Origin of the sequence: Kitasatospora sp. NPDC058063 (assembly GCF_042885395.1) — a bacterium.
GTDB lineage: Bacteria > Actinomycetota > Actinomycetes > Streptomycetales > Streptomycetaceae > Kitasatospora > Kitasatospora lactacystinica.
The window spans coordinates 1-17,324 of the sequence record NZ_JBHVSD010000008.1 but is presented as its reverse complement, the minus strand read 5'-3'; the positions used below and the strand labels follow the sequence as shown (position 1 = coordinate 17,324).

General features: G+C 71.5%; 10 protein-coding genes and 2 pseudogenes. 9 read left to right on the top strand and 3 right to left on the bottom strand.

Annotation, left to right across the window (positions count from 1 at the left end):
• Window positions 1–177 precede the first annotated feature (177 nt).
• The 7 genes and pseudogenes from ACFVUY_RS15340 (at window position 178) to ACFVUY_RS15310 (ending at window position 9,377) form a co-directional block, all read left to right on the top strand.
• The gene (locus tag ACFVUY_RS15340) at window positions 178–2,478 is read left to right on the top strand and encodes a M9 family metallopeptidase (protein ID WP_387730096.1); all 2,301 of its coding nucleotides are present in this window, start codon (window positions 178–180) and stop codon (window positions 2,476–2,478) included.
• Between the two features lie 287 nt (window positions 2,479–2,765).
• The gene (locus ACFVUY_RS15335; RefSeq protein WP_387730093.1) at window positions 2,766–5,063 is read left to right on the top strand and encodes a M9 family metallopeptidase; all 2,298 of its coding nucleotides are present in this window, start codon (window positions 2,766–2,768) and stop codon (window positions 5,061–5,063) included.
• Window positions 5,064–5,286: 223 nt separating this feature from the next.
• Window positions 5,287–6,393, top strand: coding sequence for an LLM class flavin-dependent oxidoreductase (locus tag ACFVUY_RS15330; RefSeq protein WP_387730090.1), 1,107 nt, complete (start codon window positions 5,287–5,289; stop codon window positions 6,391–6,393).
• Entirely contained in the window at window positions 6,390–7,013 is a 624-nt protein-coding gene (locus ACFVUY_RS15325; protein WP_387692762.1) for an FMN reductase, read from the top strand. Before ACFVUY_RS15330 ends, ACFVUY_RS15325 begins: the two co-directional genes overlap by 4 nt.
• A gap of 212 nt (window positions 7,014–7,225) precedes the next feature.
• A pseudogene (locus ACFVUY_RS15320) lies at window positions 7,226–7,471 on the top strand (aspartate 4-decarboxylase); the annotation flags it as partial.
• Window positions 7,472–7,485: 14 nt separating this feature from the next.
• Window positions 7,486–8,541, top strand: coding sequence for a Dyp-type peroxidase (locus ACFVUY_RS15315; protein WP_387730087.1), 1,056 nt, complete (start codon window positions 7,486–7,488; stop codon window positions 8,539–8,541).
• Window positions 8,542–8,579: 38 nt separating this feature from the next.
• Window positions 8,580–9,377 carry a family 1 encapsulin nanocompartment shell protein gene (locus tag ACFVUY_RS15310; RefSeq protein ID WP_387692758.1) on the top strand — a complete coding sequence of 266 codons (798 nt, stop codon included), beginning with the start codon at window positions 8,580–8,582 and terminating at the stop codon, window positions 9,375–9,377.
• A 161-nt stretch (window positions 9,378–9,538) separates the two neighbouring features.
• Here the strand turns inward: ACFVUY_RS15310 and ACFVUY_RS15305 are convergent, their stop codons facing one another.
• Window positions 9,539–12,736 (bottom strand): BTAD domain-containing putative transcriptional regulator, encoded by a 3,198-nt coding sequence (locus ACFVUY_RS15305; protein WP_387730085.1) that lies wholly within the window; start codon window positions 12,734–12,736, stop codon window positions 9,539–9,541.
• Between the two features lie 112 nt (window positions 12,737–12,848).
• Here ACFVUY_RS15305 and ACFVUY_RS15300 point away from each other — a divergent pair, with 112 nt between their 5' ends.
• A complete protein-coding gene (locus ACFVUY_RS15300) occupies window positions 12,849–15,014 on the top strand; it encodes a tetratricopeptide repeat protein (RefSeq protein ID WP_387730083.1) in 2,166 nt (721 codons plus the stop codon).
• Here ACFVUY_RS15300 and ACFVUY_RS15295 read toward each other — a convergent pair.
• Window positions 14,983–15,573, bottom strand: coding sequence for a hypothetical protein (locus tag ACFVUY_RS15295; RefSeq protein ID WP_387730080.1), 591 nt, complete (start codon window positions 15,571–15,573; stop codon window positions 14,983–14,985). The two genes, ACFVUY_RS15300 and ACFVUY_RS15295, sit on opposite strands and share 32 nt — an antisense overlap.
• Window positions 15,570–16,841 (bottom strand): hypothetical protein, encoded by a 1,272-nt coding sequence (locus ACFVUY_RS15290; protein ID WP_387692750.1) that lies wholly within the window; start codon window positions 16,839–16,841, stop codon window positions 15,570–15,572. The genes ACFVUY_RS15295 and ACFVUY_RS15290 overlap by 4 nt, the downstream gene beginning before the upstream one ends.
• A 370-nt stretch (window positions 16,842–17,211) precedes the next feature.
• On the opposite strand from ACFVUY_RS15290, the pseudogene ACFVUY_RS15285 reads away from it, so the two are divergent.
• A pseudogene (locus tag ACFVUY_RS15285) lies at window positions 17,212–17,324 on the top strand (electron transfer flavoprotein subunit beta); the annotation flags it as partial.

Here is a 17,324-nt window from a genome sequence, read left to right as displayed (position 1 = left end):
GTGCAATGGTACATGGCACATCCCCACCGTCTCCACGGCGGAACCGCCCCACGCGGTGCCGTCGCCGACGGACCTCGCTCCACCGTAGGCCGCGCCCCGACTCGCGGCCTTTGACGGCCCGGAGGCCCCCACGTGAATGGCCGACGCTTACTGCGAGTCCCGCAGTTGGCAAGACTGTTGACGCTCGTTCTGACCCTCGTCCTGGCGATCGGCGTGTTCGCCCCGCTCAGCCAGGCCGCCGCCCCCACCCCCACCCCTGGCGCTTCCACCCCCGGCGGTGAGACCCCCACCACCACGCCCACCCGGCTGGCGCCACCGTCGGCCATCGGCGAGAACCCGGCCGACCGGGCCATGGCGAAGATGGACGGCGGGAGGCGTTCCACCTCGGATCAGCCGCTGCCCGAGCCCCTCGCGCCCCAGGTGCCAGGCCTGGCGCCCGAGCAGCAGCCGGTGGCCAAGGCCCTGGGCCTCGGCGCCGAGGCGGCCGATGCGGCCGAAAAGCCTTGCAACGTGGGCGACTTCACCAGCCGCACCGGAAGCGCCCTGGTCCAGCAGATCAAGTCCAGTGACTACTGGTGCATCAACTCGCTGTTCAAGATCGGCCTCGGCGACGCCGTCAACGCGTTCCGCGAGTCCCAGATGGTCTCGGTGGCGTACGCGGTGCGCGATGCCGCCAACAGCTACCAGGGCAACGACAGCGGCTCGATCTCGGAGCTGATGCTCTACCTGCAGGCCGGCTACTACGTCGAGTTCTACAACGAGAAGGTGGTCGGCCCCTACGGTGACGCCCTGCTCACCGCGAGCCGTGCCGCACTGGACTCGTTCTACGCCAACCCCCGCTCGCGGGACGTCACGCCCGACAACGCCGGCCCGCTGTTCGGGGCGACCACGCTGATGGACAGCACCCAGGACGCCGGCCACTACCTGCCCGTCATCCGGCGCCTGCTGAACGACTACGACAGTGCCGCCTGGAGCAGGGCCAACATGGCCTGGGCGGTGAACCCGGTCTTCTTCACGCTCTCCCGCGGCCCCGATCAGGCCGGGTACCGCGCCGTCGTCAACGCCGACCCGGGCGTCATGGACGCCCTGTTCACCTTCGCCAGCCGCAACCACGACCTGATCGGCACCGACCTCGGCCCGATGGTCTACAACGCGGCCACCGAGCTGGGCCGGTTCATGCAGTACCCGGAGTTCCTGCCCAAGCTGCGCCCGTACGTGAGCCCCCAGATCGCGCAGTCCTCGCCGAGCGGTCCCAGCAAGTACGTGCGCGGCACCCTGACCTGGTGGGCGCTGCACTACGACAAGGGCAACTGCGCGTACTACGGCATCTGTGACGACCCGGCGAAGTTCAGGGCCGCCAACCTGACCGTGAAGTACACCTGCAGCCCGAGCATCACGATCGTCGCCCAGGCGCTGGACAGCACCCGACTGGGAGCCGCCTGCGCCAGTTTGACCGGCCAGGACGCGTTCTTCCACGCGGTGGCCAGGGACAGCGGCCCGGTCAGGGACGACAACAACGGCACGATCGAGGTGGTGGTCTTCCACACCGACTTCGACTACAAGGTGCTCGCCGCGGTCATCTTCGACATCAGCACCAACAACGGCGGCATGTACCTGGAGGGCGACCCGGCCGCGGCCGGCAACCAGCCGCGCTTCGTCTGCTACGAGAACAAGTGGGCCTCGTCCTTCGAGATCTGGAACCTCAACCACGAGTACACCCACTACCTCGACGGCCGGTTCAACGTGTACGGCGACTACGACGCCGGCCAGGTCCAGCCGATCGACTGGTGGGTCGAGGGCTTCGCGGAGTTCGTCTCCTGGTCGTACCGCAAGGCCGTCAACACCGACGCCATCGCGGTGGCCTCGCAGCACACCTACAGGCTGAGCGAGCTCTTCGACACGGTCTACGCCAGGAGCAGCCAGGACCGGGTGTACCGCTGGGGGTACCTGGCCGTGCGCTACATGCTGGAGCAGCACCGATCCGACGTGGACGCGGTCCTCGCCAAGTACCGGGCCGGTGACTGGGACGGTGCCCGCGCCATCCTGAAGACCACCATCGGCACCCGTTACGACGCCGACTTCGACAGCTGGCTGACCAGGTGCGCCGCCGGCGCCTGTGCCGCCGACACGCCGGGCCGGCCGCAGTTGCCGGATTGCGCCGGAGGTGACGTCCGGCAGCTGGGCGCCAACTGCGTGCGCAGCAACGTCGCGGCGACCACGGGCAACTACGCGCACTTCTACCTGACGGTGCCGGCCGGCACCAAGCAGGTGAAGATCACCACCAGCGGCGGCACCGGCAACGGCGACCTCTACTACAACCCGGGCAGCTGGGCCTACACCAACTCCCACGTCTTCCGGTCGACCAACCCGGACAACTCGGAGACGCTGACCGTCACCAACCCGCCGGCCGGCTACGTCTTCTTCGGCCTCTACGCCCAGCAGGGCTTCAGCGGGGTGAGCGTCACGAGCGAAATGTGAGCCGACCTCGGCAACCAGACAGGTGACCGCCCCGGGCGGAGCGCGACGGCGCCCCGCCCGGGGCGGGTCTGTTGACGGGCCGTCATCACCGGTCCCACCTGAATTCCCCGCGAACTGCGCACAACGCCCCGGGTTCCCAAGGCCATGTGAGATGTGCCATGGTACATGTCACACCCCCCACCGTGCCCGACGGAACCGCCCCCCACGCGGCGCCGTCACCAACGGTCCTCGACACCCCCACCGGCCGCGCCCCACGTCGCGGCCGACGACGGCCCGGAGGCCCCCACGTGAGTCCTTCACGTCTGCTGCGACTCCCGCAGCTGGCACGATTGCTGACGCTCGTCCTGTCCCTGTTCCTGGCGGTCGGCCTGTTCGCCCCGCAGTCCCAGGCCGCTCCCGCCGCCCCCACCCCCGGCGGCACGCCCACGCCCGTCCCCACCGGACCGGCCCCGCAGCCCGCCACCGGCGCCCCCGAACGAGCCGACAGCGGGCAGCAGTTGGCCTCGACCGACCAGCGCGCCCCGCTCCCGGTCGACACCCGGCCGGCCGAGGTCCGGCCGACCGCCAAGGCCCTGCGCCTCGGCGCGGCGGCCGAAAAGCCCTGTACCGTCGGCGACTTCTCCGGCCGGACCGGCAGCGACCTGGTCCAGCACATCAAGGACGCCGACATCCAGTGCATCAACAGCCTGTTCCAGCTCACCGGCGGCGACGCGCGCGGCGCGTTCCGCGAGGAGCAGATGAGCACGGTGGCCTACGCGCTGCGCGACGCGGCGGCCAACTACCCCGGTGACAACAGCACGTCGGTCGAGCAGCTGGTGCTCTACCTGCGCGCCGGCTACTTCGCGCAGTGGTACCACAAGCAGGACGTCGGCGAGTACGGCGCCGGCCTCAAGACCGCGATCCAGTCCGGCCTGGACGCCTTCTTCAACAGCGCGCACTCGCGCGACGTCGCGGCGGGCAACGGGCCCATCCTGGGCGAGGCCGTCACCCTGATCGACAGCGCCCAGGAGAACGTCCGCTACCTGCCGGTCGTCAAGCGGCTGCTGGGCGACTACAAGGCCGACACCTGGAACCCGGCCGGCATGGCGTGGGCCGTCAACCCGGTCTTCACCGTGCTGTTCCGTGGTCACCAGGTGCCCGGCTTCGACGCCGCCGTCGAGGCCGACCCGAGCGTGCTGGACGCGCTGTCCGACTTCGCGACCCGCAACAACGCCCTGCTCGGCGACACCTACGGCGTGCTGGTCTACAACGCGACCAAGGAGCTCACCCGCTTCCTGAAGGACACGGCTCTCCAGGCCAAGGTCCGCCCCCTCGCCAAGGGGCTGGTCGGCACCTCGGAGCCGAAGGGCCGCACCGTCTACCAGTGGGCCGCGGTCGCCGAGGGCGTCGACTACTACGACGCCGGCAACTGCTCGTACTACGGCACCTGCAACAAGGCCGACCAGCTCAAGGCCGGCGTGCTGACCGTGAAGCACACCTGCAGCCCGAGCATCACGATCCTCGCCCAGGCGCTGGACAGCACCCAGGTCGGCACCGCCTGCACCAGCCTGAACGGCCAGGACGCGTTCTTCCACGCGGTGGCCAAGGACAGCGGCCCGGTCAAGGACGACGGCAACAACACGATCGAGGTCGTGGTCTTCCACTCCTCGCTCGACTACCAGGTGCTCGCCGCCGCGATCTACGGCATCGACACCAACAACGGCGGCATGTACCTGGAGGGCGAGCCGGCCACGGCCGGCAACCAGCCGCGCTTCCTCTGCTACGAGGCCGAGTGGGCCCGCCCGTCCTTCGAGATCTGGAACCTCAACCACGAGTACACCCACTACCTCGACGGCCGGTTCGACATGTACGGCGACTTCGAGGCCGGCATGACCACCCCGACCGTCTGGTGGGTGGAGGGCTTCGCCGAGTACGTCTCCTGGTCGTACCGCAAGGTCAACAACGACGCGGCCATCGCGGCGGCCGGCCGCCACACCTACAGGCTGAGCGACCTCTTCGACACCGCCTACGGCGACCAGGACCGGGTGTACCGCTGGGGGTACCTGGCCGTGCGCTACATGCTGGAGCAGCACCGCTCCGACATGGACGCGGTCCTCGCCAAGTACCGCGCCGGTGACTGGAACGGTGCCCGCACCATCCTGAAGACCACCATCGGCACCCGTTACGACGCCGACTTCGACAGCTGGCTGACCAGGTGCGCCGCGGGCGCCTGCGCCACCGACGGGGGCGGCACGCCCACCACGCCGCAGCTGCCGGAGTGCACCGCCACCGACACCCGTCTGCTGGCCGCCAACTGCACCCGCAGCAACGTCGCGGCCACCACGGGCAACTACGCGCACTTCTACCTGCTGGTGCCGGCCGGCACCAAGCAGGTGAAGATCACCACCAGTGGGGGCACCGGCAACGGCGACCTCTACTACAACCCGACCGGCTGGGCGTACACCGAGAGCAGCACCACGCACTCGGCCGGCCCGGACAACTCCGAGACGCTGACCGTCACGGACCCGCCGGCCGGTGGCTACATCTTCTTCAGCCTCTACGCCCAGCAGGGCTTCAGCGGGGTGAGCGTCACGAGCGAAATGTGAGCCGGGAACGGCAAACGGACAGGTGACCGCCCCGGGCGGAGCGCTACGGCGCCCCGCCCGGGGCGGGTCCGCGTTCCGCGGCCGGCGGTCCGCGGCCGGCGCCGACCGCCGGGAACGGGGCCGGCGGGAACGGGACTGGCGGGAACGGGGCCGGCGGGAATAACGATCCGCGCCGGGGTGCTAAGGTGGTTGAAAGTTGGACTACCTGGGACGGGTGAGCAGCATGCAGTTCGGAATCTTCTCCGTCGGCGACGTGACGACCGACCCCACCACCGGCCGCACCCCCACCGAGCACGAGCGGATCAAGGCGATGGTGGCCATCGCCCGCAAGGCCGAGGAGGTCGGCCTGGACGTCTTCGCGACCGGCGAGCACCACAACCCGCCGTTCGTCCCGTCCTCGCCGACGACCATGCTCGGCTACATCGCCGCGCAGACCGACCGCATCATCCTCTCCACCTCGACCACGCTGATCACCACCAACGACCCGGTGAAGATCGCCGAGGACTTCGCGATGCTCCAGCACCTGGCCGAGGGCCGGGTGGACGTCATGATGGGCCGCGGCAACACCGGCCCGGTCTACCCCTGGTTCGGCCAGGACATCCGCCAGGGCATCCCGCTCGCGGTCGAGAACTACGCGCTGCTGCACCAGCTGTGGCGCGAGGAGGTCGTGGACTGGCAGGGCCGCTTCCGCACCCCGCTGCAGGGCTTCACCTCCACCCCGCGCCCGCTGGACGACGTCCCGCCGTTCGTCTGGCACGGCTCGATCCGCAGCCCCGAGATCGCCGAGCAGGCCGCCTACTACGGGGACGGCTTCTTCGCGAACAACATCTTCTGGCCCAAGGAGCACTTCAAGAAGCTGATCAGCCTCTACCGCGAGCGCTTCGCCCACTACGGCCACGGCACGCCCGAGCAGGCGATCGTCGGCCTCGGCGGGCAGGTGTTCATGCGGAAGAACTCCCAGGACGCGGTGCGCGAGTTCCGTCCGTACTTCGACAACGCGCCGGTGTACGGGCACGGGCCCTCGCTGGAGGAGTTCACCGAGCAGACCCCGCTGACCGTGGGCAGCCCCCAGGAGGTCATCGAGAAGACCCTGGCCTTCCGCGAGACCTTCGGCGACTACCAGCGCCAGCTGTTCCTGATGGACCACGCCGGCCTGCCGCTGAAGACGGTGCTGGAGCAGCTGGACCTGCTCGGCGAGGAGGTCGTGCCGGTGCTGCGCGAGGAGTTCGCCAAGGGCCGCCCGGCCGGAGTGCCGCAGGGGCCGACCCACGCCGCGCTGGTCGCGGCCCGGGACGCGCGGGAGAACGAGAAGGCGGAGGTGGCCAAGTGACCGCGTACAAGCTGGTGGTGGTGAGCGCCGGACTGAGCAAGCCGTCCTCGACGCGGCTGCTGGCGGACCGGCTCACCGACTCGACCGTGCGCCGGCTCGCCGCGGAGGGCCGCGAGGTGGACGTCACCGTGGTCGAACTGCGGGACCTGGCGGTGGAGATCGCCAACAACTTCGTCACCGGCTTCCCCGGCGCCGGGCTGCGCGCGGCGATCGGGGCGGTGACGGAGGCGGACGCCCTGATCGCGGTGACGCCGATCTTCACGGCCTCGTACAGCGGTCTGTTCAAGTCCTTCTTCGACGTGATCGACAACGACGCGCTCACCGGCAAGCCGGTGCTGATCGCCGCCACCGGCGGCACGCCCCGGCACTCGCTCGCCCTGGAGCACGCCGTCCGCCCGCTGTTCAGCTACCTGCGCGCGGTGGTCCTGCCGACCGCCGTCTACGCGGCCACCGACGACTGGGGCACGGCGGGGGACGGGCTCACCGACGGCCTGCCGCGCCGGATCGACCGGGCGGCCGGGGAGCTGGCGGCGCTGCTGGCCGGGCGCGGCCCGGCGGCGCCGGAGCTGCCCGAGCAGGTGGTGCCGTTCGCCGAGCAGCTGGCGGCGCTGCGGGTCTGAACCCGCCCGGCGTCCGCGGGGGAGGGCCGCCCGTCCGCGTCGAACGGCCCGCATCGAACGGCCCGCATCGAACGGCCCCGTCGGAACGGCTTCCGGCGGGGCCGTTCGGCTGTGCGCAGGCCGTGCCGGATTGTCCGCTTTGCGATGTAATCATTCCCATGATCGGATCAGTGCTGGTCCATCCCCCGCCCGGCGTCCCCGCGCCGCGCCTGCGGGTCGCGGGCAAGGACTTCGCGACCTTCCTGGAGAAGAACTACGAGCCCACCGAGCCGCTGTTCCGGCTCGCCGAGCAGACCGGTGCGGTGCTGCTCAACGGCGGTGGCTTCGACGGGCCCGAGTGGTCCGTGCGGGTGTCGCTCGCGAACCTGGACGACCTCGACTACCTGAAGATCGGACACCACCTCCAGCAGATCTTCGCCGACTACCGCGCCGAATGGGACGCCTCCCGGGCGTCCTGAGAGAGGTCACGACCATGCAGACCGAACCGCAAGCCGTGCTCTCCCCGCTGACCAGCGCGGCCGTCTTCCTGGTCCTCACCGTCGAACCCGGCCGCGAGGACGCCGTCCGCGACCTGCTGCCCGAGCTCGCCGGACTGCGCCGCGCCGTTGGCTTCCGCGCCCCCGAGGGCGCCCTCACCTGCGTCACCGGCATCGGCTCCGAATTCTGGGACCGCCTCTTCGCCGGCCCCCGCCCGTCCGCCCTGCACCCCTTCCGGGAGGTGACCGGCCCCCGCCACCGGGCCCCGGCCACCCCCGGCGACCTGCTGCTGCACCTGCGGGCCGAGCGGATGGACCTCTGCTTCGAACTGGCCGCGAAGCTCACCGAACGGCTCGCCGGGTCGGCCGCCGTCGTCGACTCCGTCCAGGGCTTCAAGTACTTCGAGGACCGGGACCTGCTCGGCTTCGTCGACGGCACCGAGAACCCGGAGGGCCGGGCCGCCGAACGCGCGGCCCTGATCGGCGCCGAGGACCCGGAGTTCACCGGCGGCAGCTACGTCATCGTGCAGCGCTACGTGCACGACATGGACACCTGGAACGCGCTGAGCGTCGAGCAGCAGGAGGGGGCGGTCGGCCGCACCAAGCTCGACGACATCGAGCTGTCCGACGACGTCAAACCCGCCGACTCGCACGTGGCGCTCACCGTGATCACCGGGCCGGACGGCGAGGAACGGCAGATCGTCCGCTTCAACATGCCGTACGGCACCTTCGGCTCCGCCGGCCGCGACGGCGAGGTCGGCACCTACTTCATCGGCTACGCGGCCGACCCCGGGGTGACCGAGGAGATGCTGCGCAACATGTTCGTCGGCAACCCGCCCGGCACCACCGACCGGCTGCTCGACTTCTCCACCGCCGTCACCGGCGGGCTGTTCTTCGTCCCGACCGCCGACTTCCTCGACTCCCCGCCGCCGGCGCCGGCCGCTTCCGCGTCCGTTCCCGTCCCTGCGGCCGTTCCCGTGGCCGTCCCCGTTTCCGCGGCCGGTGCCGGGGACGGCTCGCTCGGCATCGGAAGCCTCAAGCAGACCCCCTGACAGACGCCCTGACAGACCACCTGAACAGGACCCCGCACATGAACAACCTCCACCGGGACCTCGCCCCGATCTCCGCCGCCGCGTGGGAGGAGATCGAGGAGGAGGCCCGCCAGACCTTCAAGCTCCACATCGCCGGCCGCCGGGTGGTCGACCTCAACGGCCCCGAGGGCGCCACCCTCGCGGCCGTCGGCACCGGCCATCTGACCGCCATCGACCCCCCGACCGACGGCATCCAGGCCCGCGCCCGCGCCGCCCAGCCGGTGGTCGAGCTGCGCGTCCCCTTCACCGTCCGCCGCGACGCCGTGGACGACGTCGAACGCGGCTCCCGGGACTCCGATTGGCAGCCCGTCAAGGACGCCGGTCGCAAGCTCGCCCTGGCCGAGGACCGCGCCGTCTTCGAGGGCTACCGCGCCGCCGGCATCGACGGCATCCGTGCCGCCTCCACCAACCCTGCGGTCCAACTCCCGCAGGACGTCAGGGAATACCCGGAGGCCGTCAGCCGCGGGCTCACCGCCCTCCGCCTCGCCGGCGTCGGCGGCCCGTACTCACTCCTGCTCGGCGCGGACGCCTTCACCGCGGTCAACGAGACCAGCGACCACGGCTACCCCGTCCACAACCACATCGCCCGCCTCCTCGACGGGGACATCATCTGGGCCCCGGCCATCGAAGGCGCCTACCTGCTCTCCGCCCGCGGCGGCGACTTCGAGCTCTTCCTCGGCCAGGACGCCTCGGTGGGCTACCTCTCCCACGATGCCGAAACGATTCAGCTCTACCTTCAGGAGACGCTGACGTTCCGGGTGTACACGGGAGAGGCGGCCGTCGTCCTACGCGCCTAGCACCAGATCGGACTCGAAGTGAGGATCTGGTGGGCTATGTAGATGAACATGCACATGGCGCTCTTGCTTTCTGGTCCGGTTCGGTCGGCGGGAGCCGCTTGATGCGCAGAGCTTTGCATAACCGGACCGAAGGATCCAAATCAGCGTCCGAGTCTCGAACTTTATTTCGAGGAAGGACGATCATATGAAAAACGCGATTCAAGTTCGGTGAGCGCGGAGCGGACGCGCGCGGCCTCGTCCGCGATGTCGACCTGCTCGGCGAGAGCGACGGCCGCTGTCAGATGGGCGAGGGCAGCGGACGGGTTTCCGGCTGCCGCCTCGCAGCGGCCCAGGCCGCGCAGGGCAGCCGCCTGCTCGCGGCCGGTGCCGATGGAGCGTGCGAGCTCCAATGCGAGCGCGTGCTGTTCCCGGGCTTCCTCGTGGCGACCGGCGGCGAGCAGGGTCTGACCGAGCCCGTTGCGGCCATCGGCCTCGTGGCGGACGGTTCCGAACTCGCGGAAAGTCGCCAGGGCCGACCGGTAGAGCGCGAGGGCGATTTCCAGCTCGTCAGGGATTTCCAGCGTTTCTGCGAGGTTGGCGCGGGCCACGGACAGATCCAGTGGGGGAACCGCATTGTCGGCGGCGTCCAGAATCCTTTCAAATATCCCCCGGGCCGTTGAATTTCGTCCGGCGCTGATGTGGAGCTCCCCGGTATTGTTCAGTGCCCGGAATTCAAGGACCCGGTCATCGAATTTCCGGGCCAGTAGCAACGCTTCGCCATAGACGGTGAGTGCCGATTTCTCGTCCCCCAGCGAACGGTGCAGAATGCCGATGTTGACCAGGCAGCGAGCGGAGTTCCACTGGTCGCCCTGGTCCTCCCGGATGGCCAGTACCTGTTGCTGGATCGCCAGGGCCTCATGCAGCCTGGTCTGCTCCCACCGCAGCCGCCCGAGGAGGTTGAGGGCGTTCGCCGCCGCGTCCAGGTCACCCTCGGTCCGGGCCAGGCCGAGGCCTCGTTCGAGGGCCTCGGCCGCGGACTCGTAGCGGGAGGCGTTGGCGAGTGTCGCGCCGAGGTCGATCAGTGCCCGCGCCTCCTGTCGGTCGTTCGCCTGCGACCGCCAGTGGGCTGCGGCTGCCCGGTGCAGGCTCTGCGCCTCGCTCCAGTAGGCCTCGGCGTCCAGGTGGCCGGCCAGGACATGGGCGAGCCAGGCGCCGCTCTCCGCGACGCCGGCGCGGGGCGCCTGCGTTGTCAGGGCGATCAGGGCGGCGTGTTCAGTCTCCAGCCAAGTCCGCGCCGATTCGGGTGAGTTCATCTCGATATCGGTCAACAGCTCTGCCAGGTAGCCGAGTTGTTGGTCATCCGGAAGCTCGGATCTCGATCTGTGCGGATAGAGCAGGCGGTCCGCGCGGTCGGCGGCGTGCAGGGCGAAGCGGATCAGTCGATCGGCGGCTGCTTTCCGCTGATCCCTTTCCACCCCCAATGCTGTCGCGAACTCCCTGAGGAGATCATGGAGTTGGTACCGTTCGGGCGCGATCTCCTGGATCAGGTGGCAGTTCAGCAAGGCCTCCAGAACCTCGTCCGTCTCATCGATCGAAAGCCCGAGCAGCGCCGCCGCCGCGTGCACACCGAAATCCGGTCCCGGGTACAGGCCGAGCAGTCGGAAGGCCGATCGCTGGCCGGCGGAGAGGTAGCGGTACGACAGCTCGAAGACCTGGGCGATGTTGGCCGAGCTGGTGCGGATCTCCCCGAGCCGGCCGTGCGTCCTGGACAAGCGCCGGGCGAAGTGCCCGAGGGTCCAGGACGGGCGGCCCTTGAAGCGGCTGGCGGCGATCTCGATGGCGAGGGGCAGGTGGCCGCAGCGCTCGACGATCTCGATGATGCTCGCGGTGTCCGTCGAGCGCTCGGGTCCCACCACGTCAGCGAACAGGGCCACGGCGTCGTCCACCGTGAGCACGTCCAGGAAAACCGGTCGGGCGCCCGGGAGTTCGGTGAGCCGCTGGCGGCTGGTGACGAGGATCAGGGCGGACGGGGCGGGCGGCAGCAGCGGGCGGACCTGAGCGGCGTTGGAGGCGTCGTCGAGTACGACGACGGCGCGGCGCGAGGACAGTTCCTCGGCGCAGAGGGCGAACACCTCGTCGGCGTCCAGTGGGATGGTGGTGGCGGGCACGCCCAGGCGTCTGAGTAGCAGGGCACCCGCCGCCTCCGGGGTGAGCGGCGGTTGGTTGCCGACGTGGGCGCGCAGGTTGAGGTGGACGTAGCCGTCCGGGAAGTGCTCGCGCATCAGGTCGGCGGCGTGCAGGGCGAGGGTGGTCTTGCCGACTCCGGGCATGCCGAGGATCGCCGAGACGGTGACCACCCCGCCCCGGGCGAGCCGGGTGTCGGGGCCGGGCAGGACACGGCGCAGGTCGTCCTCCCGGCCGATCAGACGGTGCCGCCCGGGGACGTCCTCGGGTGGCACGGCCGCGGGGCGGGGGGCCGGCGCGGTCCCGGTCCGCACCCCCGAGCCGGGGAGCGGTTCGCCGTGCAGGATGAGCTGGTGGAGGCGGGTGAGCTGTTCGCCGGGTTCGGTGGCGAAGTGGGCGTGGAGCAGCCGGGCGACGGCGGGGTAGACCGCCAGCGCGTCGGTCTGTCGGCCGACGGCGTAGAGCGCGGTCATCAGGTGGCCGGCGAGGCGCTCGTCGGTGGGGCGGTCCTCGCGCAGTGCGGTGAGCTCGGGGATCAGTTCGGCGAAGCGGCCGATGCGCAGGTCGATCTCGACCCGGCGCAGTGTGGTGGTGAAGTGCTGGTCGGCCATGGTGGTACGAGTGGTCCGGGCCCAGCTGCCCGGCAGGCCGGCCAGGGGCTCGCCGCGCCACAGGCTCGCGGCGCGGCTCAGCACGGTTCTGGCCTGGTGGTCCTGTCCGTTCTCGGCGAGTAGTCCGGCTTGTTCGGAGAGGTCCAGATACAGGTACCAGTCAATCAGCAGGGGATCCGTCCGCAGAGTGTACGTATGCGATTTGGTGACGATCGAGGGCGGCTCCCGGGGCTCTGTCGCCGCCGTGCTCCGGGCGGCCCGTCCCAGCAGGGTGCGCAGATGGGAAACGTGGCTGTACAGGCTGGTCAGAGCGCTGGGCGGGGGATCCTCACCCCACAATCTGTATGCGAGCGAGTCGTGGGAGAGCGGCCTTCCGACCTCCAGGGCGAGGGCGGCCAGCAACTGGCGCCGCTTGTCGGACGGAATGGCCAATGGCTCTCCGTTCACCGACAGTTCAACTGAACCCAGGAGATGGAACCTCAAGATGACGCCCCCCGCCGGTTGGCTACCAGCTTGCCGTGTCGCGGGTGAGCATCGCATGCACGTGAGGTAATCGGCCATACCACCGCAGGGTTCGGTGCCCATGCTTTTGGGAATTGTCTCGACGTGACGAAGCGTCATGTGATAGCGCCGCAGGGGTAATTCGTCCGAGGCCGGGGGGCCCAGTGACAGGATCGACCGTGGTCGGCGGGCGCCGGTGAACGACGTCAATCTGCCGTACGGAGTGGTGCGGAACTCGCTGGCCGGTGCCACGACGGTCGCCGGTCCGGTGGTGCAGGCCGGGACGATCCACGGCGGGCTGCACCTGCACGGCGCGTCCGCCCTGCCCACGCCCAGGCAACTCCCGCCCTGTCCGCGGCGGTTGATCGGACGGGAGGCGGACCTGGCGGCGCTGGACCGCTCGCTGGCCCCCGACGCCGGGGCGGCGGACGTCACCCTCGTGGTGACCGGCCCCGCCGGGGTCGGCAAGACGGCGCTGGCCGCGCAGTGGCTGCGCGGCCAGGCCGGCCGCTTCCCGGACGGCCAGCTGTACGCGGACCTGCGCGGCTACGCGCCCGGTGGCCCCGCCGACCCGGCCGAGGCCCTCGGCGGCTTCCTGCGGGCCTTCGGGATCTCCCCGGTGCCCGGGAGCCTGGAGGAGGGGGCCGCGCTCTGGCGCTCGCTGGCGGCGGAGCGGCGGATCGCGGTGCTGCTGGACAACGCCTCGACGGCCGCCCAGGTGCGGCCGCTGCTGCCCGGCTCGGACCACACGGTGGTCGTGGTGACGAGCCGCCGCCGGCTCACCGGGCTGGGCATCGACGGTGCGGTGTTCCGGCCGTTGGGTCCGCTCGCCCGGGAGGCCTCCACCGAGATCCTCGCCGCGCGGGTCGGCAGGCACCGGGTGGTCGACGAGCGCGCCGCCGCGGCCGAGGTGGTGGAGGCCTGTGCCGGGCTGCCGCTGGCGATCTGCCTGGCGGCGGCCCGCATCGCGGCGCGCCCGGCCCAGTCGCTCGCGGCGACCGCTGAGATGCTCGGCCGCGGCACCGACCGGCTGGCGGTGCTGAACGTGGAGGGGGAGACGGTGCGGGACCTGCTGGACGCGTCCTACGGAGTGCTGGAAGCGGAGGCCGCCCGGCTCTACGGGCTGCTGGGCCTGCTGCCCTTCGCCGAGTTCACCCTGGAGAACGCCGCCGTGCTGGCGGACGTGGACGCGGCCGGGGCCGATCGGCTGCTGGACGGTCTGATCGATGTGCACCTGCTGGAGGAGACCGGGCCGGAGCGGTTCCGCTTCCACGACCTGGTGCGGCTGCACGCCCGGGCGCACGGGGCTCGGGTCCGGGCGGCCGGGTCCACCGTGGCCGCGCTGGACCGGCTCGTCGACTGGTACCTCGCCTCGGCCACGGCCGCCGAGGCGGTCGTCTCGCCGACCCACCGCACCCTCGCCCGCGACTACCGCAGCCGCCCCGTCCATCCGGCCCGGGAGTTCGGGGGCGACGTCCCGGCCCTGGAGTGGTACGACGCGGAACGCGACCGGCTGGCGGGCGTCCTGCGCTGGTGCGGGGAACTGGACCGCCCCGCGGCGGCGTGGCAACTCGCGGACGCCATGTGGCCGTTGTTCCTGCGGCTGCGCCCGGCCCGGCTGTGGGTGGAGGCCACCCGGATCGGCCTGGACGCGGCCCGGGCGGCCGGCTCCCGCAGCGGCGAGCTGCGGATGCTGACCGACGGCGGGAACGGACTGCGGAACGCGGGGGAGGGGGAGGAGGCGGCGCGCTGGTTCACCGAAGCCCTCGTCCTCGCCCGGGAGCTGGGCCGTCCGCTGGTGCAGGCGGACGCGCTGTACGGGCTCAGCCAGACCCACCGGATGGCCGGCCGGCTGGACGCGGCCGCCGAGTGCCTGCACGAGGTGGTCCGGCTCCGCGAGGCCGAGGACTACCTGCGCGGTTCGGCGCTGGCCCGGCTGGCGTACGGCGAGGTGCTGCTGCTGGCCGGCCGGGCGGCCGAGGCGGTGGAGCCGGTCGAGCGGGCGGGCCGCGAGCTGGCCTCGATCGAGGACGACTACGAGGCGGCCCGCGCGACGGCCTTCCTGGGTCTGGCGCACGGCCGGCTGGGTGCGTACGAGCGTGCCGAGGCCCATCTGGAGGAGGCTCTGGCGGGGTTCCGGGCCCGGCTGTCCGCGCACTGGGAGGCGCGGACGCTGGAGTTCGCCGGGCAGGTCGAGGAGCTGCGGGGCCGACCGGACGCGGCGCGGGCCCGGTTCGAGCAGTCCAGGGCCCGGTATCAGGAGGTCGGTGCCGCGGCCGAGGCGGCCAGACTGGCCGACCGCCTCGCCGCGTACGGTGTGGACGGTGCCGTCACTCCCTGCCCGGGCGAACCGGAGGCGTGAGCCGGCTCCACCCGGAGCCCGGGGTACGGCACTCGGAGCCCGGGGTGCGGCACCCGGCGGCGCTGACCCGGTCGAGTTCGTCCAGTGTCCGTCCGGCCGCCAGCCAGGCGTGCGCCAGCGAGCCGAGGGCCGGCGGCGGGACGGGCCCGCCGCCCGGCCCGGAGGCCCGCAGGACGAGCCGTTCCCCGGTCCGGGCGAGCACCAGCACCGCTCCCGGACGGTGTTCGGCCGTGGCCACCGCACATCCGGGGTGCGCGGAGAGCAGTCCCGCGAGCCGTGCGTGGGCGTCCGCCGTCGGAACGGGACCGAGGTGCAGCACGTCGGCGTGCCGGCGCCAGCGCAGGCCGCCGGGCTCGGTGAGGTCGAGCACGAGGTGCTCGTCCACGAACCCGGGCCCCGGCCGCTCCGCCGCCGCCGTGGCCGCCGGGTCGGCGGCCAGCAGTCCGTGGCGGACACAGGTGGTGGACGTCACCCGGGCCTCGAACAGCGTGGTCGCCGAGCCGTCGTGCGCGCCGGGGCGGACCGGCGCCAGGCGCACCGTGTGCAGCGCGGCGGTCATCCGGCCCGCCGCGCGTCGGCCGCCGCGATCGCGTCCAGCGGTTCGGGCAGCGGGAGCGGTTCCGGATCCGGAGTGTGCGCCGGCTGGCCGAGCCCGAGGACGCGGTACAGCAGCCGGCGGGCGTTGCGGTCGAATCGGCCCGGTTCGGAGCTGATCCGGTCGGCGATGGCCGCGTAGTCCTCCGGGCGGTACTGCTCGGCGGCGTAGGCGAGTTGGCCGGTGAGCGGGTGCCCGGGGGCGAGCGCGGGGGCGGTCCGGGCGAGCTGCGCGGCCGGCGAGCGCGGGTTGACGTGCCGGTGCGGGTACTCGGCGAGCAGGACGGGGACGCCGGTCATCGCGCCGTACAGGGTGACCGAGCCGTGGTCCCCGATGACGAAGTCGGCGGCGACCAGCAGCGGCCGCCAGTCCGTCTCGGGCGGGATCACCGTGACGGCTCCCCGGGTGGTGGCCTTCGCCCAGGAGCGCACCGCGTAGGCCGAGTGCTGGGCCGCGATGTTGGGGTGGGGCAGCAGGACGGCCCGGTACCCGTGCCGGGGCAGTTCCGAGGTGAGTCTGGGCAGCACGGCGTCGAGCCGGGTGAAGAGCGAGCCGTCGCCCCAGGTGGAGGAGACCAGCACCAGCTTCTCGTCCGGCCGCAGCCCCAGGGCGTTCCGGTGGTCCTCCCGGTGCGGCAGGGCCGCGGAGATGCGGTCGTAGCACGGGTCGCCGACCACTTCGGCGATCGGCAGGGCGTCCGGGCAGCCGCGCCGGAGTTCGAGCAGTTCCTCCTCGTGGGCCAGGGCGAACGAGGTGGGGACGAGCCGTCCCTCCCAGTAGAGGTAGTCCCGACCGAGCCCGATGGCCGCCCGTTCGCCGTCGGGGGCGCTGCGCCGGGCCAGCTTGATGTTGCCGGCTCCGTGCGGCAGCCGGACGACCGGGCCGTGCAGCTGCTCGATCCCCTGGGAGCCGGCGGCCAGGATCAGGTCGAACTCGCGGCGGACCGCCTGCTCCCACGGCAGTACGGTGCCGCCCAGCGCCCGGAGGATCTCCGCGGCGCCCCCGTTGAACATGTGCGGTGCCACCGTGAACTGCACGTGGACCCGCAGGTCCGGGGCGAGCAGCGAGTAGAAGTCGTGCAGCCGCTTGGCGTACACCATGGTCTGCGCGACCACGAGCACCTCCTTGCGGTCCCGCAGGGTTTCCCAGGGCCCGTTGTTGCTCCAGGGCGCCGGCGTCCGGCGCGTTCCGTCCGTCGTGGTGATGTCCTGTTCCCCGTGCACCAAGGTCATCCTTCTCCCCCTCCTTGATCCCAGGTTCGGGGCCGTTCGCGGGCCCCGGGGTCGATGGTCCCCGGGGCGTCTGGCGGATTCCATGACGCGATCTGGTCGGTGCTTGCGGAAACCTTGTGTCCGCTTCCCGCGCCGCCGGCCGGCCCTCGGAGCCGGGAAGGGTACTGAGTTCCTTTACGAGGGGTACTGAGTGCCGTATTCTCTCCGTGGAGCCTCTGACGCCAGTCGAAGAGAGCCGACACGGTATGCCGGTCCAGGTGGTGCTTGCGGTGCGCGGGCCGCGCCGGGCCGGACTTGGCACTCAGTACCCCCGGCATGCCTGAGGCCATGGATCCAGTGCACCCGTGCACCCGTGACAGGAGAACCGCTCATGAGCTTGAGGATCGTCGTCTGTGTGAAGCACGTGCCGGACGCGACGGGTGACCGTCGTTTCGCGGACGACCACACCACCGACCGGGAGGGTGTGGACGGCCTCCTGTCGGA